The 22,352-nt window shown below is 56.2% G+C and carries 21 protein-coding genes; 18 read left to right on the forward strand and 3 right to left on the reverse strand.

Annotated elements, in window-relative coordinates; genetic code table 11:
• Positions 1-12 precede the first annotated feature (12 nt).
• The 4 genes from INF77_RS03980 (at position 13) to flgL (ending at position 4,741) form a co-directional block, all read left to right on the forward strand.
• A complete protein-coding gene (locus INF77_RS03980) occupies positions 13-1,104 on the forward strand; it encodes a flagellar basal body P-ring protein FlgI (protein ID WP_028012706.1) in 1,092 nt (363 codons plus the stop codon).
• Complete coding sequence (gene flgJ, locus INF77_RS03985; protein WP_041910522.1) at positions 1,104-2,057, forward strand: flagellar assembly peptidoglycan hydrolase FlgJ; 954 nt, start codon at positions 1,104-1,106, stop codon at positions 2,055-2,057. The genes INF77_RS03980 and flgJ overlap by 1 nt, the downstream gene beginning before the upstream one ends.
• Before the next feature lie 75 nt (positions 2,058-2,132).
• A complete protein-coding gene (gene flgK, locus INF77_RS03990) occupies positions 2,133-3,773 on the forward strand; it encodes a flagellar hook-associated protein FlgK (protein ID WP_193532266.1) in 1,641 nt (546 codons plus the stop codon).
• Positions 3,774-3,787: 14 nt separating this feature from the next.
• Positions 3,788-4,741: a flagellar hook-associated protein FlgL gene (flgL, locus tag INF77_RS03995; protein WP_028012709.1), complete on the forward strand. Its 954-nt coding sequence runs from the start codon at positions 3,788-3,790 to the stop codon at positions 4,739-4,741.
• 74 nt (positions 4,742-4,815) lie between these two features.
• Here the strand turns inward: flgL and INF77_RS04000 are convergent, their stop codons facing one another.
• Positions 4,816-6,030: an MFS transporter gene (locus tag INF77_RS04000; protein WP_150143371.1), complete on the reverse strand. Its 1,215-nt coding sequence runs from the start codon at positions 6,028-6,030 to the stop codon at positions 4,816-4,818.
• A 109-nt stretch (positions 6,031-6,139) separates the two neighbouring features.
• Here INF77_RS04000 and INF77_RS04005 point away from each other — a divergent pair, with 109 nt between their 5' ends.
• Positions 6,140-7,078 (forward strand): LysR family transcriptional regulator, encoded by a 939-nt coding sequence (locus INF77_RS04005; RefSeq protein ID WP_063437654.1) that lies wholly within the window; start codon positions 6,140-6,142, stop codon positions 7,076-7,078.
• A gap of 41 nt (positions 7,079-7,119) precedes the next feature.
• Here INF77_RS04005 and rne read toward each other — a convergent pair whose 3' ends face one another.
• Positions 7,120-10,227, reverse strand: a complete 3,108-nt coding sequence (gene rne, locus INF77_RS04010; protein WP_193532267.1) for a ribonuclease E — start codon at positions 10,225-10,227, stop codon at positions 7,120-7,122.
• 572 nt (positions 10,228-10,799) lie between these two features.
• On the opposite strand from rne, the gene rluC reads away from it, so the two are divergent.
• Complete coding sequence (gene rluC, locus INF77_RS04015; protein ID WP_028012713.1) at positions 10,800-11,747, forward strand: 23S rRNA pseudouridine(955/2504/2580) synthase RluC; 948 nt, start codon at positions 10,800-10,802, stop codon at positions 11,745-11,747.
• A 79-nt stretch (positions 11,748-11,826) separates the two neighbouring features.
• Here the strand turns inward: rluC and INF77_RS04020 are convergent, their stop codons facing one another.
• On the reverse strand, positions 11,827-12,411 hold the full coding sequence (locus tag INF77_RS04020) for a nucleoside triphosphate pyrophosphatase (protein ID WP_041910516.1): 585 nt from the start codon (positions 12,409-12,411) through the stop codon (positions 11,827-11,829).
• Between the two features lie 140 nt (positions 12,412-12,551).
• Between INF77_RS04020 and yceD the strand changes: the two genes are divergently transcribed.
• The 12 genes from yceD (at position 12,552) to holB (ending at position 22,342) form a co-directional block, all read left to right on the forward strand.
• Complete coding sequence (gene yceD, locus INF77_RS04025) at positions 12,552-13,073, forward strand: 23S rRNA accumulation protein YceD (RefSeq protein ID WP_021240759.1); 522 nt, start codon at positions 12,552-12,554, stop codon at positions 13,071-13,073.
• A 16-nt stretch (positions 13,074-13,089) separates the two neighbouring features.
• Positions 13,090-13,263 (forward strand): 50S ribosomal protein L32, encoded by a 174-nt coding sequence (gene rpmF, locus INF77_RS04030; protein ID WP_003857964.1) that lies wholly within the window; start codon positions 13,090-13,092, stop codon positions 13,261-13,263.
• A gap of 80 nt (positions 13,264-13,343) precedes the next feature.
• Positions 13,344-14,378 (forward strand): phosphate acyltransferase PlsX, encoded by a 1,035-nt coding sequence (gene plsX / locus INF77_RS04035; protein WP_028012715.1) that lies wholly within the window; start codon positions 13,344-13,346, stop codon positions 14,376-14,378.
• Between the two features lie 6 nt (positions 14,379-14,384).
• On the forward strand, positions 14,385-15,338 hold the full coding sequence (locus tag INF77_RS04040) for a beta-ketoacyl-ACP synthase III (RefSeq protein ID WP_041910515.1): 954 nt from the start codon (positions 14,385-14,387) through the stop codon (positions 15,336-15,338).
• 15 nt (positions 15,339-15,353) lie between these two features.
• Positions 15,354-16,283 (forward strand): ACP S-malonyltransferase, encoded by a 930-nt coding sequence (fabD, locus tag INF77_RS04045; protein WP_028012717.1) that lies wholly within the window; start codon positions 15,354-15,356, stop codon positions 16,281-16,283.
• Positions 16,284-16,295: 12 nt separating this feature from the next.
• The gene (fabG, locus tag INF77_RS04050; protein WP_010429699.1) at positions 16,296-17,030 is read left to right on the forward strand and encodes a 3-oxoacyl-ACP reductase FabG; all 735 of its coding nucleotides are present in this window, start codon (positions 16,296-16,298) and stop codon (positions 17,028-17,030) included.
• A 154-nt stretch (positions 17,031-17,184) separates the two neighbouring features.
• Positions 17,185-17,421, forward strand: coding sequence for an acyl carrier protein (gene acpP, locus INF77_RS04055; protein WP_003857954.1), 237 nt, complete (start codon positions 17,185-17,187; stop codon positions 17,419-17,421).
• Positions 17,422-17,512: 91 nt separating this feature from the next.
• A complete protein-coding gene (fabF, locus tag INF77_RS04060; RefSeq protein WP_045630098.1) occupies positions 17,513-18,754 on the forward strand; it encodes a beta-ketoacyl-ACP synthase II in 1,242 nt (413 codons plus the stop codon).
• Positions 18,755-18,875: 121 nt separating this feature from the next.
• The gene (gene pabC / locus INF77_RS04065; RefSeq protein ID WP_048956769.1) at positions 18,876-19,691 is read left to right on the forward strand and encodes an aminodeoxychorismate lyase; all 816 of its coding nucleotides are present in this window, start codon (positions 18,876-18,878) and stop codon (positions 19,689-19,691) included.
• Positions 19,688-20,710: a cell division protein YceG gene (gene yceG, locus INF77_RS04070; RefSeq protein WP_041910512.1), complete on the forward strand. Its 1,023-nt coding sequence runs from the start codon at positions 19,688-19,690 to the stop codon at positions 20,708-20,710. The genes pabC and yceG overlap by 4 nt, the downstream gene beginning before the upstream one ends.
• Positions 20,700-21,341, forward strand: coding sequence for a dTMP kinase (tmk, locus tag INF77_RS04075; RefSeq protein WP_041910511.1), 642 nt, complete (start codon positions 20,700-20,702; stop codon positions 21,339-21,341). Before yceG ends, tmk begins: the two co-directional genes overlap by 11 nt.
• Positions 21,338-22,342: a DNA polymerase III subunit delta' gene (holB, locus tag INF77_RS04080; protein WP_059356874.1), complete on the forward strand. Its 1,005-nt coding sequence runs from the start codon at positions 21,338-21,340 to the stop codon at positions 22,340-22,342. The genes tmk and holB overlap by 4 nt, the downstream gene beginning before the upstream one ends.
• The last annotated feature ends 10 nt before the right edge of the window (positions 22,343-22,352 follow it).

Raw genomic sequence — 22,352 nt, forward strand, 5'->3', positions numbered from 1 at the left:
GCGAGGTGACCCATGTTTAAATCGATCTTCGCCGCAGCGCTGGTTCTTGTCGCAACGTTTGCCCAGGCCGATCGCATTCGCGATCTCACCAGCGTTCAGGGCGTCCGCGGGAACTCGCTGATTGGCTATGGCCTGGTGGTGGGGCTGGACGGTACCGGTGACCAGACGACCCAGACGCCGTTTACCACCCAAAGCTTAAACAACATGCTTTCCCAGCTCGGCATTACCGTGCCAGCGGGAACCAACATGCAGTTAAAAAACGTGGCCGCGGTAATGGTCACTGCCTCCTACCCGGCGTTTGCGCGCCAGGGGCAGACCATTGACGTGGTGGTCTCCTCAATGGGTAATGCCAAAAGCCTGCGCGGCGGTACGCTGCTGATGACCCCGCTGAAAGGCGTCGACAGCCAGGTCTACGCGCTGGCGCAGGGGAACATCCTGGTCGGCGGGGCAGGCGCATCCGCTGGTGGAAGCAGCGTGCAGGTGAACCAGCTGAACGGCGGGCGCATCACCAACGGTGCGATCATCGAGCGTGAACTGCCGACCCAGTTTGGCGCGGGCAACACCATCAACCTGCAGCTGAATAATGAAGACTTCACGATGGCGCAGCAGATTGCCGACACTATCAACCGCAGCTATGGCAATGCCACGGCACTGGATGCGCGTACCGTGCAGATCCGCACCTCCACCGGCAGCAGCAACCAGGTGCGCATGCTGGCGGATATCCAGAATCTGGAAGTGAACGTACCGGTGCAGGATGCCAAAGTGATCATCAACTCCCGTACGGGCTCTGTGGTGATGAACCGGGAAGTGTCGCTGGATAGCTGTGCCGTGGCGCAGGGTAACCTGTCGGTGACGGTTAACCGTTCCGCCAACGTCAGCCAGCCGGATACACCATTTGGTGGCGGCCAGACGGTAGTGACGCCGCAAACGCAGATTGATTTACGCCAGAGCGGCGGTTCCCTGCAGAGCGTGCGCTCCAGCGCCAACCTGAACAGCGTGGTGCGTGCCCTGAACGCCCTGGGCGCGACGCCGATGGATCTGATGTCCATTCTGCAATCGATGCAAAGCGCGGGCTGCCTGCGCGCCAAACTGGAAATCATCTGATGTTGACCGATAGCAAACTGTTGACCAGTGCCGCCTGGGACGCCCAGTCGCTCAACGAACTGAAAGCCAAAGCAGGTAAAGACCCGGCGGCGAATATCCGCCCGGTTGCCCGCCAGGTGGAAGGGATGTTTGTACAGATGATGCTGAAGAGCATGCGCGAAACCCTGCCGAAAGACGGGATGTTCAGCAGCGATTCAACGCGTCTCTACACCAGCATGTATGACCAGCAGATTGCGCAGCAGATGACCGCCGGTAAAGGCCTCGGTCTGGCTGACATGATTGTCAAACAGACCGCTGCCGCACAGGGTGTTCAGCCAGAAGAGCAGCCGCCGCAGGTGCCGATGAAGTTCGACCTCGAAACGGTGACCAGTTATCAGAACCAGGCGCTGACGCAGATGGTGCGTAAAGCGATACCGAAGGCAACGGGCAGCGGCGACGAGGCGCTCTCCGGTGACAGCAAAGACTTCCTGGCGCAGCTTTCTCTGCCGGCACGGCTTGCCAGTGAACAGAGCGGCGTGCCTCACCACCTGATTCTGGCCCAGGCCGCGCTGGAGTCAGGCTGGGGCCAACGCCAGATCCGCAAGGAAAACGGCGACCCGAGCTTCAACATCTTCGGCGTGAAGGCCACCTCCAGCTGGAAGGGGCCGACCACCGAGATCACGACTACGGAATACGAGAACGGCGCGGCGGTGAAGGTGAAAGCCAAATTCCGCGTTTACAGCTCGTATCTGGAAGCTTTATCCGATTATGTAGGCCTGCTGAGCCGAAATCCGCGTTATACCGCCGTTACGCAGGCGGCAACGGCGGAGCAGGGCGCTCAGGCCCTGCAAAACGCGGGCTACGCGACCGACCCGAACTACGCGCGCAAGCTTACCAGCATGATCCAGCAGCTGAAATCCATGGGCGAGAAGGTCAGCAAAGCCTATAGCACAGATATCGAAAATCTGTTCTGAAAGTTCTCAAGTCCCGGTGGAGGTTGCCGATAACCTTCATCAGGACTCGTGTCTGAACGTATAAAAGGAACCCCCATGTCCAGTTTGATTAACAGCGCCATGAGTGGCCTCAGTGCCGCACAGTCGGCACTCAATACCGTCAGTAATAATATTTCAAGCTATAACGTGGCAGGTTACACCCGCCAGACGACGGTGCTGGGTGCATCTAACAGCACGCTGACCGGCGGTGGCTGGGTGGGTAACGGGGTGTATGTCTCCGGTGTCCAGCGTGAATATGATGCTTTCATCACCAACCAGCTGCGCGCCGCGCAGACCCAGAGCAGCGGCCTGACCACGCGCTATCAGCAGATGTCAAAAATTGACGATGTGCTCTCCGATACCACCAACTCGCTTTCCACCACCCTGCAGGATTTCTTTAAGAGCCTGCAAACGCTGGTGAGCAACGCGGAAGACCCGGCTGCGCGTCAGACGGTGCTGGGAAAAGCGAGCGGCCTGGTCAATCAGTTCAAAACCAACGATCAGTATCTCCGCGATCAGGATTCGCAGGTGAATACCGCGATTTCAACCAGCGTGTCGCAGATCAACAACTACGCCAAACAGATTGCCAACCTGAACGATCAGATCTCCCGTCTGACCGGCGTTGGCGCGGGCGCATCCCCGAATGATTTGCTCGACCAGCGCGATCAGCTCGTCACTGAGCTGAACAAAATCGTGGGCGTGGAAGTCTCTGTGCAGGATAGCGGCACGTATAACATCTCTTTCGGCAACGGTTACAGCCTGGTGCAGGGCAGCAAAGCTAACCAGCTGGCGGCCGTGAAGTCCAGCGCCGATCCGTCCCGTACCACTATCGCCTACGTTGATGACGTGGTGGGTAATGTCGAGATCCCGGAAAAGACGATCACGACCGGTTCGTTAGGCGGTTTGCTGACGTTCCGTGCTGAAGATCTGGATAAAGCTCGTAACACCCTGAACCAGATGGCGCTGGCCTTTGCTGATGCGATGAACAAACAGCATGAGGCCGGTTTTGATGCCAATGGCAATGCGGGCGGTAAGCTGTTCGACTTTGGTTCTCCGGCCGTGCTTTCCAACAGCAAGAATAGCGGCACGGCGGCGGTCACTGCCACCGTTGCGGACAGCACCAAAGTTCAGGCAACGGACTATACGCTGCAGTTTAACGGTACCGACTGGACCATCACCCGTGCCTCGGACAAGACCAGCTTTACAATGAGCCCGGATGCCAGCGGTAATCTGTCGTTTGATGGCCTCAACGTGAACGTCAGCGGTTCGGCAAATACCAAAGACAGCTTTACCGTGAAGCCCTTGGCCGATGTCATCATGAATATGGAATTGTCCATCAGCGACGAGTCCAAACTGGCCATGGCCGCGGTGCAGAACGGCGGTGAGAGCGACAACCGCAACGGGCAGAAAATGCTCGATCTGCAAAACAGCAAAGTGGTTGGCGGAAACAAAACCTTCAACGATGCGTACGCTTCGCTCGTCAGCACCGTCGGGAGTACCACTGCCTCACTGAAAGTAAGCAGCCAGACAAAAGCCAACGTGGAAACGCAGTTAACCAAGCAGCAGCAGAGCATCTCCGGGGTCAACCTCGACGAAGAGTATGGCAACTTGCAGCGGTATCAGCAGTACTACCTCGCCAACGCGCAGGTGCTTCAGACTGCCAGTACGCTCTTTGATGCAATTATCAACATTCGTTAAGGTTGAGGTGAATAATGCGTATTAGCACCCAGATGATGTACGAGCAGAACATGCGTGGGATCACCGATTCCCAGAGCAAATGGCTGAGCTACGGTGAGCAAATGTCGACCGGTAAGCGCGTCAACCGTCCGTCGGACGATCCTATCGCGGCTTCGCAGTCCATTGTGCTGTCACAATCTCAGTCACAAAACAGCCAGTTTGCGTTAGCGCGTACCTTTGCAACTCAGAAGGTCTCGCTGGAAGATAACGTGTTAACGCAGGTGAACGCCGCGCTCTCCAGCGTGAGCGAGAAGCTGGTCTATGCGTCAAACGGCACATTAAGCGATGACGACCGTCTTTCTCTGGCGACCGATATCCAGGGGATCCGCGACCAGCTGATGAACCTGGCTAACACGACGGATGGCAATGGTCGCTATATCTTTGCGGGATACAAAACCGAGAGTGCACCGTTTGATGCCGCAACCGGCACCTACAATGGTGGTACTGAGGCGATCACTCAGCAGGTCGATACGGCGCGAAACATGGCGATCAGCCATACCGGCCAGCAGATCTTTGAGAGCATTACCAGCAATGCACAAGAGCTGCCGGGCGGTGGGTATGGCGATACCAACATGTTTAAAATCCTTGATTCCGCCATTGCTTCGCTGAAAACGCCGATTGAGAACGATCCGGCCGCCAGCGCCGCGCAAGGCCAGGTGATTTCCAATGTGCAGATCGGTATTAAAAACGCTCAGAACAACGTTCTGACGGTCGTTGCGGATGTGGGTACCAAGCTGAACGAACTGGAAAAACTCGATACCCTGGGTGACGACCGCGCGCTGGGTCAGACTAAGCAGATGAGCGACCTGGTGGACGTGGACTGGAACGAAGCGATTTCCTCTTACACCATGCAGCAGGCGGCCCTGCAGGCCTCTTATAAAGCGTTTAGCGATATGCAGGGCATGTCTCTGTTCCAGCTGAACAAATAACATCTTGACCTCTTGGAACATGTCTTGAAACTGGGCATGTTTTACTGCCCAATCCGTCTGGATTGGGCATTTTTTTATGCCATTTCTGCTGATGCCGAGGCGACCCGCGCGCTTTCAATCATACGGATTGCCAGCGCAATGATGCCGCAGACCGTTGCCAGCGCAACTACGCCCGTCCAGCCAGCCAGCGTGTAAATATTGCTGCCTAACGCGGAACCCAACGCCATGCCGATAAAGATCACGGTAAAGAGCAGGGCGTTCAGACGACCCCGCGCCTGTGGCTCAAGGCTGTAAACCAGATTCTGGTGCGCGACCAGGCTGGACTGCAGGCCCAGATCGAACCCGATGGCAGAGACGGCAATCAGAATCAGCTGTCCGTGAATCCCCAGGGCAGGTATCAGGAACATCAGGGCAAACGAGACGGTCACAAGGACGGCACCAAGCTGCGTGACTTTCCCGGCACCCAGTTTATCCGCCAGGCCGCCCGCCAGCGGGGCTGCCAACGCACCGGCTGCCCCTGCGATACCAAAACCACCGGCGACGGCACTCCCGAGGTGATAGCGTTCCAGCAGCATGACCGCAAGCGTAGACCAGAAGGCGCTAAAGGCTATCGACAGAAAACCCTGGGCCAGCGCGGCACGGCGCAGAGCGGGATAGCGACGCCACAGATGTTCCATCGAGCGCAGCAGCGCGGGATAGCTCAGCGTGGAGTGAACGGCGAAACGAGGGAGTACGGCCCACATCACCACGCCGATAAACGCAATACTTCCCGCAGCCAGCTGATACATCACGCGCCAGCCAAACGCTTCGCCCACCACGCCGCTGACGGTTCGGGAGAGCAAAATGCCCAGCAGCAGACCGGTCATCACCGTACCCACGGTTTTCCCCTGTTTGCCTTCCGGCGCAAGGATCGCCGCAGCCGGGACAATATCCTGCGCCATGGTGGCGGCCATGCCGATGAGCAGGCTTGCCAGCAGCAGGGAGTGGATCTGTCCGGTCAGGCTACAGCCCAGCAGGAACAGCGCCAGGGCAGCGCTCTTTATCAGGATTAACGTTCTGCGGTCGTGGCGATCGCCGAGTGGCAGCAGGAACAGGATCCCTAAGGCATATCCCGCCTGGGTGAGTGTCGGGACCAGGCCCATTCCTTCGATACTCAGGTGAAGGTCGGCGCCCATCAGAGGCAGCAGAGGCTGGGCATAATAGATGGATGCCACGCTGAAGCCTGCACCCAGCGCCAGCATTAAGATTACCCAGCGGCTTACGGCATGGGCGGCGGTTGTTGTGTTCATAAGACGTTCCTCATTCATCGTGTGAGGCTATTTTTCATCAGTACGCCTTGCGGCGGTAGCGGGCGCGGTGGTAAAACGCTTATACGTTGAACGTATAGATGAAAAGTAAATGAAAAGAGTTGAGCGTATAGACAGGGTAGAGCTAATGCGGACGTTTGTCCGCATTGTGGAGGCGGGTTCCCTTTCTGCGGCGGCACGGCAGCTGGACACCACCCAGGCCACGGTGAGCCGACGGCTGCAGTCGCTTGAGACAATGCTGGGCGTGCGTCTGATGTTGCGCACCACCCACACGACGCGGTTGACGGATGACGGGGAGCGCTGCTATCAGCATGCCCGTCGGGTAATTGACAGCTGGCTGGCGCTGGAAGATGAGGTGGGGCAGACGGAAGATGAACCTGTAGGCGTGCTGCGGGTGCGGGCACCGCATGCGTTTGGTCAGGATCAGCTCCTGAAACCACTAACCGAATTTCTACAGCGTTATCCGCAGCTTTCTATTGAATGGATGCTCAACGATCGGTCGGCTGATTTTCTGGGCGACAACCTTGACTGCGCTATTCGGGTGGGAATGGAAGTCGACCCGGCGACCGTGTCCGTGCTGCTGGCCGAAGTGCCGCGCTCGGTGGTGGCTTCTCCGGCATTGCTGGACCGCTTTCCGACGGTTAACGCCCCGGAGGATCTGCAGCAGCTTCCCTGGATTGCCATCAGCTCTTTCTACCAGCGCCATGTGGAGCTTTTTCACGAGGCATCATCCGCCACCGCGCGCGTGATAATTACCCCACGCCTGAGCACCGACAGTCTGTATGTCGCACGCAATACGGCACTCACCGGCCTTGGCGTGGCGGTAGTATCCAGCTGGACGGTACAGGATGATATCCGGGAAGGTCGGCTGGTACATTTGCTGCCAGAGTGGCAGCCGGCGGCGTTACCGGTGCATCTGGTTTACCCCTGGTCCCGGTATTATCCGGCGCGCTTGCGGCGATTTCTGGAGCTAATGCGGCAGATCATGCCGGAGGTCACCGGGATGAGAAAGCCCGTGCAGCAGCCATAAAAAAAGCCGACCCGAAGGTCGGCTTTTTACTTTCTGCGTCGTTATTCGACAGACTGCGGACGCGTCGCTGGTGCAGTCGCCTGATGCGTTGCACTGTGGCCGCCTGCAGCGCCTTTACCGTCAAAGCTGAACGCCGGGCGAACCCAGTCGCTGTGACGCGGTGCTTCAGGCACATACTCTGGTGCCGGAGCGCGCGTCATCGGCGCTGTCGCAACGTGAGCAGGCGCAGGAGCGGCAACAACCTTAACCGGCTCTGGCTCCACTTCAGGCGCTTTCGCTTCTTCAACAACCGGTTCAACCTGAATCTCAACGTCCTGAACGATTTCTTCAGTGGTGGTTTCGACGAGGGTTTCAGCGGCTTCTTCCACTGCGGCTACTGGTTCAGCCTCTTCAGCGACTTCCTCAGCCACCACGACATCTTCTTCGGCGATAATCTGCGGCGCGGCATCAACCGGCGCGGCAATCACTTCAGGATGGGTGGTTTCGACGTCCACTGCGTGTGGTTCTGCCGCTTCAACAACCTGAGGTTCAACCACGGTTGCTGCTTCGGTCACAGCATCTTCAACCGCTGCTACAGGAGCAATCACCTCTTCGGTCACAGCCTGCTCTTCAACAGCCTGCTCCAGGCGAGCGACCGGATAACGGATCCAGACTTTGCCGGATGCCATTTCTGGTGACGCGCACGCCACGGTCAACGGCATTGGAGACAGAGTCGGATAACGCTCGTCACGGTAGCGACGACGACGCTGGCCACTCACGCGCAGATGACGCGGAGAACGGCGGGAGCGACGCGGCATACCTGCGTTGTCACGGTTTTCACCGTTTTCATCCTGCTCAACGTTATTGTCCACGACGGCTGGCAGGTCAACTTTTGCAACCTGCGTGCCTGTTGCGGTTTCTGCCGCTTCAGCCGCAACTACGGTGGTTTCTTCTACCGGAGCCGCACCAACGCGCACTTTCTGTGACAGCTGGCGCTGCTTACGACGAGGCATCACCTGAGTACGTTCTTCCTGCTCGCCGTCCTGCTGCTCAGCGGGTTCTTCGCGGTTCAGGTTTTTAACTTCCTGCTGCGCCTGACGCTTCTCGTCGTTACGACGACGGTTGCGTTCGCGGCGTGGCTGCTGCTCGTCGCGCTGTTTGCTCTTCTCGGACTCATCGCCCGCCTGCTGGCGAATTTCACGATCTTCAACATTCTGCTGCTGTTTCTCGCGACGGTTGCGACGGTTGTCTTCGCGCTGCTCACGGCCTTCGTTATTGTCTGAACGGCTGTCACGACGCTCGTTACGGTCGCTGCGGTCGTTACGATCGCGGCGGTTGTTCTGACGCTTGCGACGGTCCTGCTGACGTTCAGGTTTGGCTGCTTTAGGTTCTTCTTTCGGCTGCTCTGGCTGAACTTCTTCACCCGCAAACATCTTCTTCAGCGCGCCGAAGAAGCGGCTCAGCAGACCCGGTTGCGCCGGCTGGGCTTTCACTGCCGTTGCTTCTGGTTTCTGCGCCGCCGGTTTGGCTGCAGGTTTTTCCAGCGCCGCTTCCGGTGGGGCTTCAGGCATAATGAAGGTCGCTAACGCAGGCTGCTCTGGCAGTTTGCGCTCGGCAGGTTCTTCATCGGAAGGCAGCGCCATCTCTTCTTCATGCAGCTTCGGCAGCAGGTAGCTGAGGGTGCTGGTCTCTTCGCCCTTACGGACACGCAGCACGTGATAGTGCGGGGTTTCCATCTGGTCGTTTGGCACGATGATGCAGCGAACGCCGCCCTGACGCGCTTCGATTGCGCTAACCGCTGCACGTTTTTCGTTCAGCAGGTAGGAGGCAATCGGCACAGGCACAATGGCGTGAACCTCTTTGGTGTTCTCTTTCAGCGCTTCTTCTTCAATCAGACGCAGGATAGAGAGAGACAGAGATTCGTTATCACGCACGGTACCAGTGCCGGAGCAGCGCGGGCAGACGTGATGGCTGGACTCACCCAGCGACGGGCTCAGACGCTGGCGGGACATCTCCAGCAGGCCGAAGCGCGAGATGTGGCTAATCTGGATACGCGCGCGATCCTGACGCACCGCTTCACGCAGGCGGTTTTCAACCGCGCGCTGGTGGCGAACAGGGGTCATGTCGATGAAGTCGATAACAATCAGACCGCCCAGGTCGCGCAGGCGGAGCTGGCGGGCGATTTCATCAGCGGCTTCAAGGTTGGTGTTGAAGGCCGTCTCTTCGATGTCCCCGCCGCGGGTTGCACGCGCGGAGTTGATGTCGATAGCGGTCAGCGCTTCGGTGGTATCGATAACGATAGAACCGCCAGACGGCAGGCGCACTTCACGCTGGAAGGCGGACTCGATCTGGGATTCGATCTGATAATGGCTGAACAGCGGGATTTCACCGGTGTACAGTTTAATTTTGCTGGTGAAATCCGGACGACCCAGCGCGGCGATGTGCTGGCGAGCCAGCTCAAGCACTTTCGGGTTATCGATCAGAATCTCACCGATGTCCTGACGCAGGTAATCACGGAAGGCACGCACGATAACGTTGCTTTCCTGGTGGATCAGGAACGGAGCAGGGCGGCTTTCTGCGGCTTTCTGGATAGCTTCCCAGTGCTTCAGACGGAAGCTCAGGTCCCACTGCAGCGCTTCGGCAGATTTGCCCACGCCCGCGGTACGCACGATAAGCCCCATGCCATCCGGCAGCTCAAGGCTTGCCAGCGCTTCTTTCAGCTCGGTACGGTCATCACCTTCGATACGGCGAGAGATGCCCCCCGCGCGCGGGTTGTTTGGCATCAGCACCAGATAGCTCCCCGCCAGGCTGATAAAGGTGGTCAGTGCGGCACCCTTGTTGCCGCGCTCTTCTTTATCAATCTGAACGATAACTTCCTGACCTTCACGCAGAACATCTTTGATGTTTGGGCGGCCATGGGCGTTGTAGTTTGCAGGGAAATATTCGCGGGCGATTTCTTTCAGAGGGAGGAAACCATGACGCTCAGCACCGTAATCGACAAATGCAGCTTCAAGGCTTGGTTCAATGCGGGTGATTTTACCTTTGTAAATGTTCGCTTTTTTCTGTTCGTGTCCAGGACTTTCAATATCCAGATCGTACAGGCGCTGCCCATCCACAAGGGCGACACGCAACTCTTCTTGCTGAGTTGCGTTGATTAACATTCTTTTCATCGTAACTTACTCGTTATTCTTACATTGACGACAAAGCTGCGGGCAAGGTGACGCTTTCCGGGGTATGAACCGATGGCCTCGTGTCTGTTCACGTCGCCAACCTCACGGTTGTCGCTCGCTTAAGAGGCGCAGAGTGTCGGTTGCCTGTATTTCATACGGAAACACAGCGCAATTATCAGGGGAATTGCCTGGGTAGAACTCTCCAGAGAACAATCCTTATACCGGGAAGTACTGCAACCCGCAGCCCGCTAACTGCCTGAAAGATCAATACGTCTTACGCCATTGCTGCGTGGATGATCGGTCAGACAAAATTGGTCATTCCGTCGACATCCTTACAAAACCCGGATTTAACGCGGAAAACAGCCCCATTATTCCACTGCTCGCCGGGTTATAGCAAGATGACTTTTACCAATTATCACCCGGTTACTCACAGTTTCTTCACCTCAAGGTGGTGATTGGTTTAATAACCACCAAATCGATTGCGTGAAACGGGGCGCAGGCCGGATAAAAGTAAATATAAGCATAGAAAAATGAGTGGCGCTAATGGCTGACGATATTTAGAATCGCCAACCATGAAAACAGAGACTCCAGCCGTAAAAATGGTTGCTATCGCGGATGACTACGCGGGGCAACGCATCGATAACTTCTTGCGCACCCAACTGAAGGGCGTGCCAAAGAGTATGATTTACCGCATCCTGCGTAAGGGCGAGGTGCGGGTGAATAAAAAACGCGTGAAGCCTGAGTATAAGCTCGAAGCCGGTGATGAAGTGCGTATTCCACCGGTTCGCGTGGCTGAACGTGAAGAAGAGGTGGTGTCGCCGAAGCTGCAAAAAGTCGCGGCCCTGAGCGATGTCATCCTTTATGAGGACGATCATATTCTGGTGCTGAATAAGCCATCGGGTACCGCGGTCCACGGTGGTAGCGGTCTGAGCTTCGGCGTGATTGAAGGGTTACGTGCGCTGCGTCCGGAAGCCCGTTTCCTCGAACTGGTTCACCGCCTGGACCGTGATACCTCAGGCGTGCTGCTGGTAGCGAAAAAGCGTTCAGCGCTGCGTTCCCTGCACGAGCAGCTGCGTGAGAAGGGCATGCAGAAAGATTATCTGGCGCTGGTGCGCGGTCAGTGGCAGTCCCACGTGAAGGTGGTGCAGGCCCCGCTGCTGAAGAACATTCTGCAAAGCGGCGAGCGCATTGTGCGCGTGAGCCAGGAAGGGAAACCGTCGGAGACGCGCTTTAAGGTTGAAGAGCGCTATGAGTTTGCCACGCTGGTGCGCTGCAGCCCGGTGACGGGGCGTACCCACCAGATTCGCGTGCATACCCAGTTTGCGGGCCATCCGATTGCGTTTGATGACCGCTACGGCGACCGGGAATTTGATAAACAGCTGGCGGGTACGGGCCTGTCGCGTCTGTTCCTGCATGCGGCAGCGCTGAAGTTTACCCATCCTAATACCGGGGAAGTTATCCGTATTGAAGCGCCGCTGGACGAGCAGTTGAAACGCTGCCTGAAGGTTCTGCGCGGCTGATTATGTGCCGGGTGGCGCTGCGCTTACCCGGCCTACGAAACCCGTAGGCCCATGCAAGCGAAGCGCCGCTGGGCATAACTTACACGATCAGCGGATTACACTCTTCTCGCCGTAACATCTGACACAAGGCAATCAGCGGCAATCCCACCAGTGTGTTCGGATCCCGACCGTCCAGCTTGTCGAACAGCGCAATCCCCAGTCCTTCACTCTTAAAGCTTCCTGCGCAGTTCAGCGGACGTTCCCGGCGCACGTAGTCCATAATCTCCTGCTCGCTAAGATGGCGGAAGTGCACGTCGAACGGCTCGCATTCGGTTTGCAGATGGCCGGAGGCGGAGTTATAGAGCGCCAGGCCCGTGTAAAAGGTCACGATAGTGCCCCGCGCACGCAGAAGCTGCTGGCAGGCATTCTCCTCCGTATGGGGCTTGCCGGTGATTTCGCCGTCCAGCACGCAAACCTGATCGGAGCCTATAATCAAATGTGCAGGATAACGTGCGGCCAGCGATTGCGCTTTCTCCTTAGCGAGACGCGTTACCAGATGACGCGGTGATTCACCCGGCTGCGGCGTCTCATCAACGTCCGGTGCGGCGCATTCAAACGGGATCCCGAGCTTTTCCAGCAGCGTTCGACGGTAGGGAGAAGTGGAAGCAAGAACGAGATTTGGCATATTTTTATCACCAGATATAGCGTATCGATGCCAGCCATTTTAAACTACAGGCCGCAATGTGTGCGAATAATTGGCAAAAGGCAGCTCTGGTTGCCTTTTTCTTTGACTCTATGACGTTACAAAGTTAATATGCGCGCCCTATGCAAAAGGTAAAATTACCCCTGACTCTTGATCCGGTTCGTACGGCTCAAAAACGCCTTGATTACGAAGGTATCTATACTTCCGATCAGGCCGAGCGTATTGCCGAATCTGTAGTCAGTGTGGACAGTGATGTAGAATGCTCCATGTCGTTCGCTATCGACAACCAGCGTCTCGCCGTTTTAACCGGTGATGCAAAGGTAACGGTAACGCTCGAGTGTCAGCGTTGCGGGAAACCGTTTGTACAGCATGTTCACACAACGTATTGTTTCAGTCCGGTTCGTTCTGACGAACAGGCTGAAGCACTCCCGGAAGCGTATGAGCCGATTGAGGTTAACGAATTCGGTGAAATCGATCTTCTGGCTCTGGTTGAAGATGAAATCATCCTCTCCTTGCCAGTTGTTCCGGTGCATGATTCTGAACACTGTGAAGTGTCCGAGGCGGACATGGTCTTTGGGGAACTGCCTGATGAAGCGCAAAAACCAAACCCATTTGCCGTATTAGCCAGCTTAAAGCGTAAGTAATTGAGGAGTAAGGTCCATGGCCGTACAACAGAATAAACCAACCCGTTCCAAACGTGGCATGCGTCGTTCCCATGACGCGCTGACTGCAGTTACCAGCCTGTCTGTAGACAAGACTTCTGGTGAGAAACACCTGCGTCACCACATCACCGCTGACGGTTTCTACCGCGGCCGCAAGGTTATCACTAAGTAATCGCGCGAAAGCGTGATTAGGCTTAGTGAGGATTTCCCCGTGCAAACGGGGAAGTTACCGAACCAGGCTGCGACGATACCTTGACACGTCTAACCCTGGCGTTAGATGTCATGGGGGGAGATTTTGGCCCTTCCGTGACAGTGCCTGCAGCATTGCAGGCACTGAATTCTAATTCGCAACTCACACTTCTTTTAGTCGGCAATCCCGACACAATCACGCCATTACTTGCAAAAGCTGACTTTGAACAACGTTCGCGTCTGCAGATTATTCCTGCGCAGTCAGTTATTGCCAGTGATGCACGCCCCTCGCAGGCGATTCGTAATAGCCGTGGCAGCTCTATGCGCATGGCGCTGGAGTTGGTAAAAGAAGGGCGAGCGCAGGCTTGCGTCAGCGCCGGCAATACCGGCGCGCTGATGGGGCTGTCGAAATTACTGCTCAAGCCGATTGAGGGCATTGAGCGCCCGGCGCTGGTGACGGTGTTACCGCATCAGCAGAAGGGGAAAACGGTGGTGCTCGATTTGGGCGCTAACGTGGATTGTGATAGTACCATGCTGGCTCAGTTCGCCGTGATGGGGTCGGTGCTGGCAGAAGACGTGGTCGGGATCAACAATCCCCGCGTTGCGTTATTGAATATTGGTGAAGAAGAGACCAAAGGCCTGGACAGCATTCGCGACGCTGCTGAAATGCTCAAACAGGTTCCCTCCATCAACTATATTGGTTATCTCGAAGCCAATGAGTTGCTGACGGGAAAAACGGATGTTCTGGTGTGCGATGGCTTCACCGGAAACGTAACGTTGAAGACCATGGAAGGGGTCGTGCGCATGTTCCTTTCTCTGCTGAAATCTCAGGGAGAAGGCAAAAAAAGCGCCTGGTGGTTGATTTTATTGAAGCGTTGGTTACAAAAGAGCCTGACGCGGCGATTCAGTCACCTCAACCCCGACCAGTATAATGGCGCCTGTCTGTTAGGATTGCGCGGCATCGTGATTAAGAGTCATGGCGCCGCCAATCAGCGAGCATTTTCTGTCGCCATTGAACAGGCAGTGCAGGCGGTGCAGCGACAAGTCCCTCAGCGGATTGCCGCTCGCCTGGAATCTGTATTAGCTAAAAGTGACTGAGCGTACATGTATACGAAGATTTTAGGTACCGGCAGCTACCTGCCAAAACAAGTGCGTACTAACGCCGATCTGGAAAAAATGGTAGATACGTCTGACGAGTGGATTGTCACGCGCACAGGTATCCGTGAACGTCGTATCGCCGCGCCAGACGAAACCGTGTCCACCATGGGTTACGAAGCCGCACAGCGCGCTATCGAAATGGCGGGTATCGATAAAGAAGAGATTGGCTTGATCGTGGTTGCCACGACGTCTGCCACGCATGCTTTCCCAAGCGCGGCGTGTCAGGTGCAGAACATGCTCGGTATTAAAGGCTGCCCGGCGTTTGACGTTGCCGCCGCGTGCGCAGGTTTCACCTACGCGCTGAGCATTGCCGATCAGTATGTTAAATCTGGCTCCGTCAAATATGCGCTGGTTATCGGTGCTGACGTTTTGGCGCGTACCTGCGATCCAACCGATCGCGGAACGATCATTATTTTCGGTGATGGTGCCGGTGCGGTGCTGCTGGGGCAGTCCGAAGAGCCGGGTATCATCTCCACGCATCTGCATGCCGATGGCCGCTACGGCGAGCTGTTAACGCTGCCTAACGCCGATCGCGTTAATCCGGACAGCTCCATCTACCTGACCATGGCGGGTAACGAGGTGTTCAAGGTGGCGGTGACCGAGCTTGCGCACATTGTCGATGAGACGCTGGAAGCAAATAACCTTGAACGCACCGCGCTCGACTGGCTGGTGCCGCATCAGGCGAACCTGCGTATCATCAGCGCCACCGCTAAAAAGCTGGGCATGTCGATGGATAACGTTGTGGTGACGCTGGATCGTCACGGCAACACCTCTGCGGCGTCGGTACCGTGCGCATTTGATGAAGCGGTACGCGACGGACGAATCAAACGGGGCCAGCTGGTCTTGCTTGAAGCCTTCGGTGGCGGGTTCACCTGGGGTTCCGCGCTGGTTCGTTTCTAGTATAAGGAATAAAAAATGACGCAATTTGCTTTCGTGTTCCCGGGCCAGGGTTCTCAAACCGTTGGGATGTTGTCTGAAATGGCAGCAAACTACCCGGTCATTGAAGAGACTTTTCGTGAAGCTTCTGATGCGCTGGGTTATGATCTGTGGGCGCTGACCCAACAGGGTCCGGCCGAAGAGCTGAACAAAACCTGGCAAACTCAGCCAGCGTTGCTGACTGCGTCTGTTGCGCTGTGGCGCGTATGGCAGCAGCAGGGCGGTAAAGCGCCAGCGCTGCTCGCGGGCCATAGCCTGGGTGAATACTCTGCGCTGGTGTGCGCCGGTGTGATTGCGTTTGCTGACGCGGTGCGCCTGGTAGAACTGCGCGGTAAATTCATGCAGGAAGCGGTGCCAGAAGGAACGGGTGGCATGTCTGCCATTATTGGTCTGGATGATGCCGCGATTGCAAAAGCGTGTGAAGAATCTGCTGAAGGGCAGGTGGTTTCTCCGGTTAACTTCAACTCGCCGGGCCAGGTTGTTATTGCTGGTCATAAAGAGGCCGTTGAACGTGCCGGTGCTGCCTGTAAAGCCGCGGGCGCCAAACGCGCACTGCCGCTGCCGGTCAGCGTACCGTCTCACTGCGCACTGATGAAGCCCGCAGCCGAGAAACTGGCGGCTGAGCTGGAAAAAATTACCTTTAACGCACCGACGATTTCCGTTGTGAACAACGTCGATGTGAAATGCGAAACCGCGCCGGAGGCTATCCGTGACGCACTGGTTCGCCAGCTCTATAGCCCGGTTCAGTGGACCAAAACCGTTGAGTTTATGGCCTCTCAGGGCGTTGAGCACCTTTATGAAGTCGGTCCTGGTAAAGTCCTCACCGGTCTGACGAAACGTATTGTTGACACCCTGACTGCCTCGGCGATTAACGAGCCGGAAGCGATGTCAGCGGCACTCTCGCAATAAAAGAGGAATACCATGAGTTTTGAAGGAAAAATTGCCCTGGTTACTGGCGCAAGCCGCGGTATCGGGCGTGCAATTGCTGAAACACTGGTCGCGCGCGGCGCGAAGGTGATTGGTACAGCAACCAGCGAGAATGGCGCTCAGGCCATCAGCGAGTATCTGGGTGCGAACGGTAAAGGTCTGGTACTGAATGTGACCGAACCTGCATCTATCGAATCTGTTCTGGAAAATATTCGCGCAGAGTTTGGTGAAGTGGATATTCTGGTCAATAATGCCGGGATCACTCGCGACAACCTGCTGATGCGAATGAAAGATGATGAGTGGAACGATATTATCGAAACCAACCTGTCATCTGTATTCCGTCTGTCAAAAGCGGTAATGCGCGCTATGATGAAAAAGCGTCATGGTCGTATTATCACTGTTGGTTCTGTGGTTGGTACCATGGGAAATGCTGGTCAGGCTAACTACGCTGCGGCGAAAGCAGGTCTGATCGGTTTCAGTAAGTCGCTGGCGCGTGAAGTCGCGTCCCGCGGAATTACTGTAAACGTTGTTGCTCCGGGCTTTATTGAAACGGACATGACGCGTGCGCTGACTGATGATCAGCGTGCGGGTACGCTGGCGGCAGTTCCGGCGGGTCGTCTTGGCGACCCTAAAGAAATCGCCAGTGCGGTTGCATTTTTAGCCTCTGACGAAGCGGGTTACATCACTGGTGAGACCCTCCACGTCAACGGCGGGATGTACATGGTTTAATCACGATCGAAAATATTTGCGTTATTAGGGCAAATGGCCTCAAAATAACGTAAAATCGTGGTAAGACCTGCCGGGATTTAGTTGCAAATTTTTCAACATTTTATACACTACGAAAACCATCGCGAAAGCGAGTTTTGATAGGAAATTTAAGAGTATGAGCACTATCGAAGAACGCGTTAAGAAAATTATCGGCGAACAGCTGGGCGTTAAGCAGGAAGAAGTTGTGAACTCCGCTTCCTTCGTTGAAGACCTGGGCGCAGATTCTCTTGACACCGTTGAGCTGGTAATGGCTCTGGAAGAAGAGTTTGATACTGAGATTCCGGACGAAGAAGCTGAGAAAATCACCACCGTTCAGGCTGCCATTGATTACATCAACGGCCACCAGGCGTAAGTGAACATCTCCAGGCGGTCATTCGACCGCCTGAGTTTTATCTTTTTTAGTCCCACGTATCTCTTTTTTTATCCCTCCCTGGAGGACAAACGTGTCTAAGCGTCGTGTAGTTGTGACCGGACTTGGCATGTTGTCTCCTGTCGGCAATACCGTAGAGTCCACCTGGAAAGCTCTCCTTGCCGGTCAGAGCGGCATCAGCCTAATCGACCATTTCGATACTAGCGCCTATGCAACGAAATTTGCTGGCTTAGTAAAGGATTTTAACTGTGAAGAGATCATCTCGCGCAAAGAACAGCGCAAGATGGATGCCTTCATTCAATATGGAATTGTCGCTGGCGTTCAGGCCATGCAGGATTCTGGCCTTGAGATTACGGAAGAGAACGCAACCCGTATCGGCGCCGCTATCGGCTCCGGGATTGGTGGTCTTGGCCTGATCGAGGAAAACCATACATCGCTGATGAATGGCGGACCGCGTAAGATCAGCCCGTTCTTCGTTCCGTCCACGATTGTTAACATGGTGGCAGGTCACCTGACCATTATGTTCGGCCTGCGTGGGCCAAGCATCTCTATCGCTACCGCGTGTACGTCTGGCGTACATAACATCGGCCAGGCCGCGCGTATTATTGCGTACGGCGATGCAGATGCTATGGTTGCGGGCGGTGCTGAAAAAGCCAGTACCCCACTGGGTGTTGGTGGTTTTGGCGCAGCGCGTGCGCTCTCAACCCGTAACGATAACCCTCAGGCGGCGAGCCGTCCGTGGGATAAAGACCGCGATGGTTTCGTGCTGGGTGACGGCGCAGGTATGCTCGTACTGGAAGAGTACGAACATGCGAAAAAACGTGGCGCGAAAATTTATGCTGAAGTCGTTGGCTTCGGGATGAGCAGCGATGCGTATCACATGACGTCTCCTCCGGAGAACGGCGCGGGTGCTGCGCTGGCGATGGAAAATGCGATCCGTGATGCGGGTATTACCCCTGCACAGATTGGCTACGTTAACGCACACGGCACTTCTACGCCTGCAGGCGATAAAGCAGAAGCGCAGGCGGTTAAGTCTATCTTCGGCGAGGCTGCCAGCCGCGTAATGGTCAGCTCCACGAAGTCCATGACCGGTCACCTGCTGGGTGCGGCGGGTGCAGTAGAGTCAATCTACTCTATCCTTGCGCTGCGCGATCAGGCTGTGCCGCCAACCATCAACCTGGATAACCCGGATGAAGGTTGCGATCTGGACTTCGTTCCGCACGAAGCGCGTCAGGTTAGCGGTATGGAGTACACCCTGTGTAACTCCTTCGGCTTTGGCGGTACGAATGGTTCTCTGATCTTCAAAAAGGTCTGAGCCTGACTGCCTGAAAGCTATAAAAAAAGGTCCGCTTGGCGGGCCTTTTTTATTAGGGAAAATCCCCTTGCCCGGCTTTTAACATCCTGCCAGACTGAGCCTCCACGCATAAGGAGCCACCATGTTTTTAATTAATGGCCTTGAGCAAGAAACGCTGCCGGCAAGCGACAGGGCAATCCAGTTTGGCGATGGCTGTTTCACCACTGCGCGTATTCTTGACGGTGAGGTGAGCCTGCTTGACGCCCATATCCGTCGTTTACAAAAAGCCTGCGAGAAATTGCTGATTCCCTTCATGCAGTGGGACATTCTCGAGCGCGAGATGCGCCGGCTGGCGTCAGGTAATACAAACGGCGTTTTAAAAGTTATTCTTAGCCGCGGCAGCGGCGGGCGAGGGTACAGCGGTTCCGCCTGTCAGCATCCCACGCGTATTCTTTCCGTATCAGCGTATCCTGCTCACTATGCGCGCTGGCGTGAGGAGGGGGTAACGCTGACGCTGAGCCCGGTACGGCTGGGGCGAAACCCTATGCTCGCCGGAATAAAACATCTTAACCGCCTTGAACAGGTGCTTATTCGTACTCATCTTGAACAGACGGACGCCGATGAGGCGCTAGTCCTTGACAGCGAAGGGTTCATTACGGAATGCTGTGCGGCTAATTTACTCTGGCGGAAGGGCCGTGAGGTCTTCACCCCTTCGCTGGAGCAGGCTGGGGTTAACGGCATCATGCGCCAGTTTTGTTTGCAACAGCTGGCACATGCAGGCTTTCGCGTTGTCGAAGTAAACGCGAAGGAAGAGGCGCTGCTGTCCGCCGATGAAGTTGTGATCTGCAATGCGCTGATGCCTGTTATACCCGTTCGGGCGTATGGTCAACAGCGCTGGTCTTCGCGAGAGCTCTTTACGTTTTTAGCCCCGATATGTGAGCAAATCAAAAAGTCATGAAGAAAATGTTGCGCTTTGTCCTTCTCCTGATCGTTGCGCTGGGTATTGCCGGCGGAGCGGGAGTATGGAAGGTTCGCCAGCTGGCGGACAGTAAAATCCTGATTAAAGACGAGACGATTTTTACCCTGAAAGCCGGTACCGGGCGGATGGCGCTGGGCGAGCAGCTTTACGGGGATAAAATCATCAACCGTCCACGCGTGTTCCAGTGGTTATTGCGTATCGAGCCTGAACTGTCTCACTTCAAGGCTGGTACCTATCGCTTTACGCCCGGCATGACCGTCAGAGAGATGCTGCAGCTGCTGGAAAGCGGGAAAGAGGCACAGTTCCCGCTGCGCTTTGTTGAAGGGATGCGCTTAAGCGATTACCTCAAGCAGCTGCGTGATGCGCCTTACATCAAGCACACGCTCAAAGATGACCGCTATGAGACGGTCGCTGAGGTGCTGAAATTTGAACATCCTGAGTGGGTGGAAGGCTGGTTCTGGCCAGACACCTGGATGTATACGGCGGGCACGACCGATGTGGCGATTCTTAAACGGGCACATAAAAAGATGGTTGAGGCAGTTGATTCCGCCTGGGAAGGGCGCATGGACGGGCTGCCTTATCAAGATCAAAACCAGTTTGTGACAATGGCCTCGATCATTGAGAAAGAGACGGCCGTGGCGGCCGAGCGCGACCGGGTCGCGTCGGTATTTATCAACCGCCTGCGCATCGGCATGCGTCTGCAAACCGACCCGACCGTCATCTACGGCATGGGCGAGAGCTATGCCGGCAAGATCTCCAGAAAAGATCTGGAGACGCCAACGGCGTATAATACCTACGTGATTAACGGCTTGCCGCCGGGCCCGATAGCCACGCCGAGCGAGGCTTCGCTCAAAGCCGCCGCGCACCCGGCCAAAACACCGTACCTCTATTTTGTGGCTGATGGAAAAGGGGGGCATACCTTTAACACCAACCTTGCCAGCCATAATCGCTCTGTTCAGGACTATCTGAAGGCACTTAAGGAAAAAAATGCGCAGTAAATACATTGTCATTGAGGGACTCGAAGGGGCGGGTAAAACCACCGCCCGTAACGTGGTAGTGGATACGCTGAAATCGCTTGGCGTCGCTGACATGGTCTTTACCCGCGAGCCGGGCGGTACTCAGCTGGCGGAGAAACTGCGCAGCCTGGTGCTGGATATTAAATCCGTTGGCGACGAGGTTATTACTGACAAAGCCGAAGTGCTGATGTTCTATGCGGCGCGCGTCCAACTGGTTGAGACCGTGATTAAACCTGCGCTGGCCGACGGCAAGTGGGTGATCGGTGACCGTCACGATCTGTCGACTCAGGCCTATCAGGGCGGCGGACGCGGTATTGACCAGGCGATGCTGGCAACCCTTCGCGATGCCGTACTGGGGGATTTTCGCCCGGACCTGACCCTCTACCTGGATGTGACCCCGGAAGTGGGCCTCAGGCGCGCCCGCGCGCGCGGCGAACTGGATCGCATTGAGCAAGAGTCATTCGATTTCTTTAACCGCACGCGCGCGCGCTATCTTGAGCTGGCCGCACGGGACAGCGCAATTCGTACCATTGACGCCACGCAATCTCTGGACGACGTCACGCGCGATATTCAACAGACCGTTACGCAGTGGCTACAGGAGCAGCAGGCATGAAATGGTATCCATGGTTGCGCCCGCACTTTGAACAGCTGATCGCCAGCTATCAGGCCGGTCGGGGGCATCATGCGTTACTGATTCAGGCGTTGCCGGGAATGGGGGATGATGCGTTGATCTACGCCATCACTCGTTTTCTGATGTGCCAGCAGCCGGAAGGGCATAAAAGCTGCGGTAAATGCCGCGGCTGCCAGCTGATGCAGGCCGGCACGCATCCTGACTACTACACGCTTGAGCCTGAGAAGGGCAAAAGCGCGCTCGGCATTGATGCCGTGCGTGAAGTCAGCGAGAAACTGTACGAACATGCGCGTCTGGGCGGGGCAAAAGTGGTCTGGCTCAACGACGCTGCGTTGCTTACCGAGGCGGCGGCGAACGCGCTGCTTAAAACCCTGGAAGAGCCGCCGGAAAAGACGTGGTTTTTCCTTTCCTGCCGGGACCCGGGACGTTTACTGGCGACGCTGCGCAGCCGTTGTCGTCTCCATCATCTGGCGGTGCCTCAGGAATCGTGGGCGTTAAGCTGGCTTGAGCGAGAGGTGACAACGTCACAGGAGAGTGCGTTGTCTGCGCTGCGCCTCAGCAGCGGCGCCCCCGCGGCGGCGCTGGCATTACTACAGCCTGACGTCTGGTCGCAGCGAGAAGCGCTCTGCCGGGCCGTTGAGGCTTCACTTAACAACCAGGACTGGCTGAGTTTACTGCCTGCGCTGAATAGCGATCGGGCCATCGAGCGTCTGCACTGGCTGGCCTCCTTATTGCTCGATGCGCTAAAAATCCAGCAAGGGGCTACGCTGCTGACTAACCCGGACGCGTGGCCCCTCGTGAACATGCTGGCGAGCCGCCTTACAGGCGCGTCTCTGCACGCTATCCTTCATGATGTTTGCGAGAGCCGCGAACAGCTTTTAACCGTGACGGGTCTTAATCGCGAGCTTTTGCTGACCGACCAGTTACTGCGTATTGAACACTACCTGCAACCGGGCGTTACGCCGCCTGTTTCCCATCTCTGAGAGAGACATT

The organism is Enterobacter cloacae complex sp. P1B, assembly GCF_014982345.1.
In the GTDB taxonomy this organism is placed as follows: domain Bacteria; phylum Pseudomonadota; class Gammaproteobacteria; order Enterobacterales; family Enterobacteriaceae; genus Enterobacter; species Enterobacter bugandensis.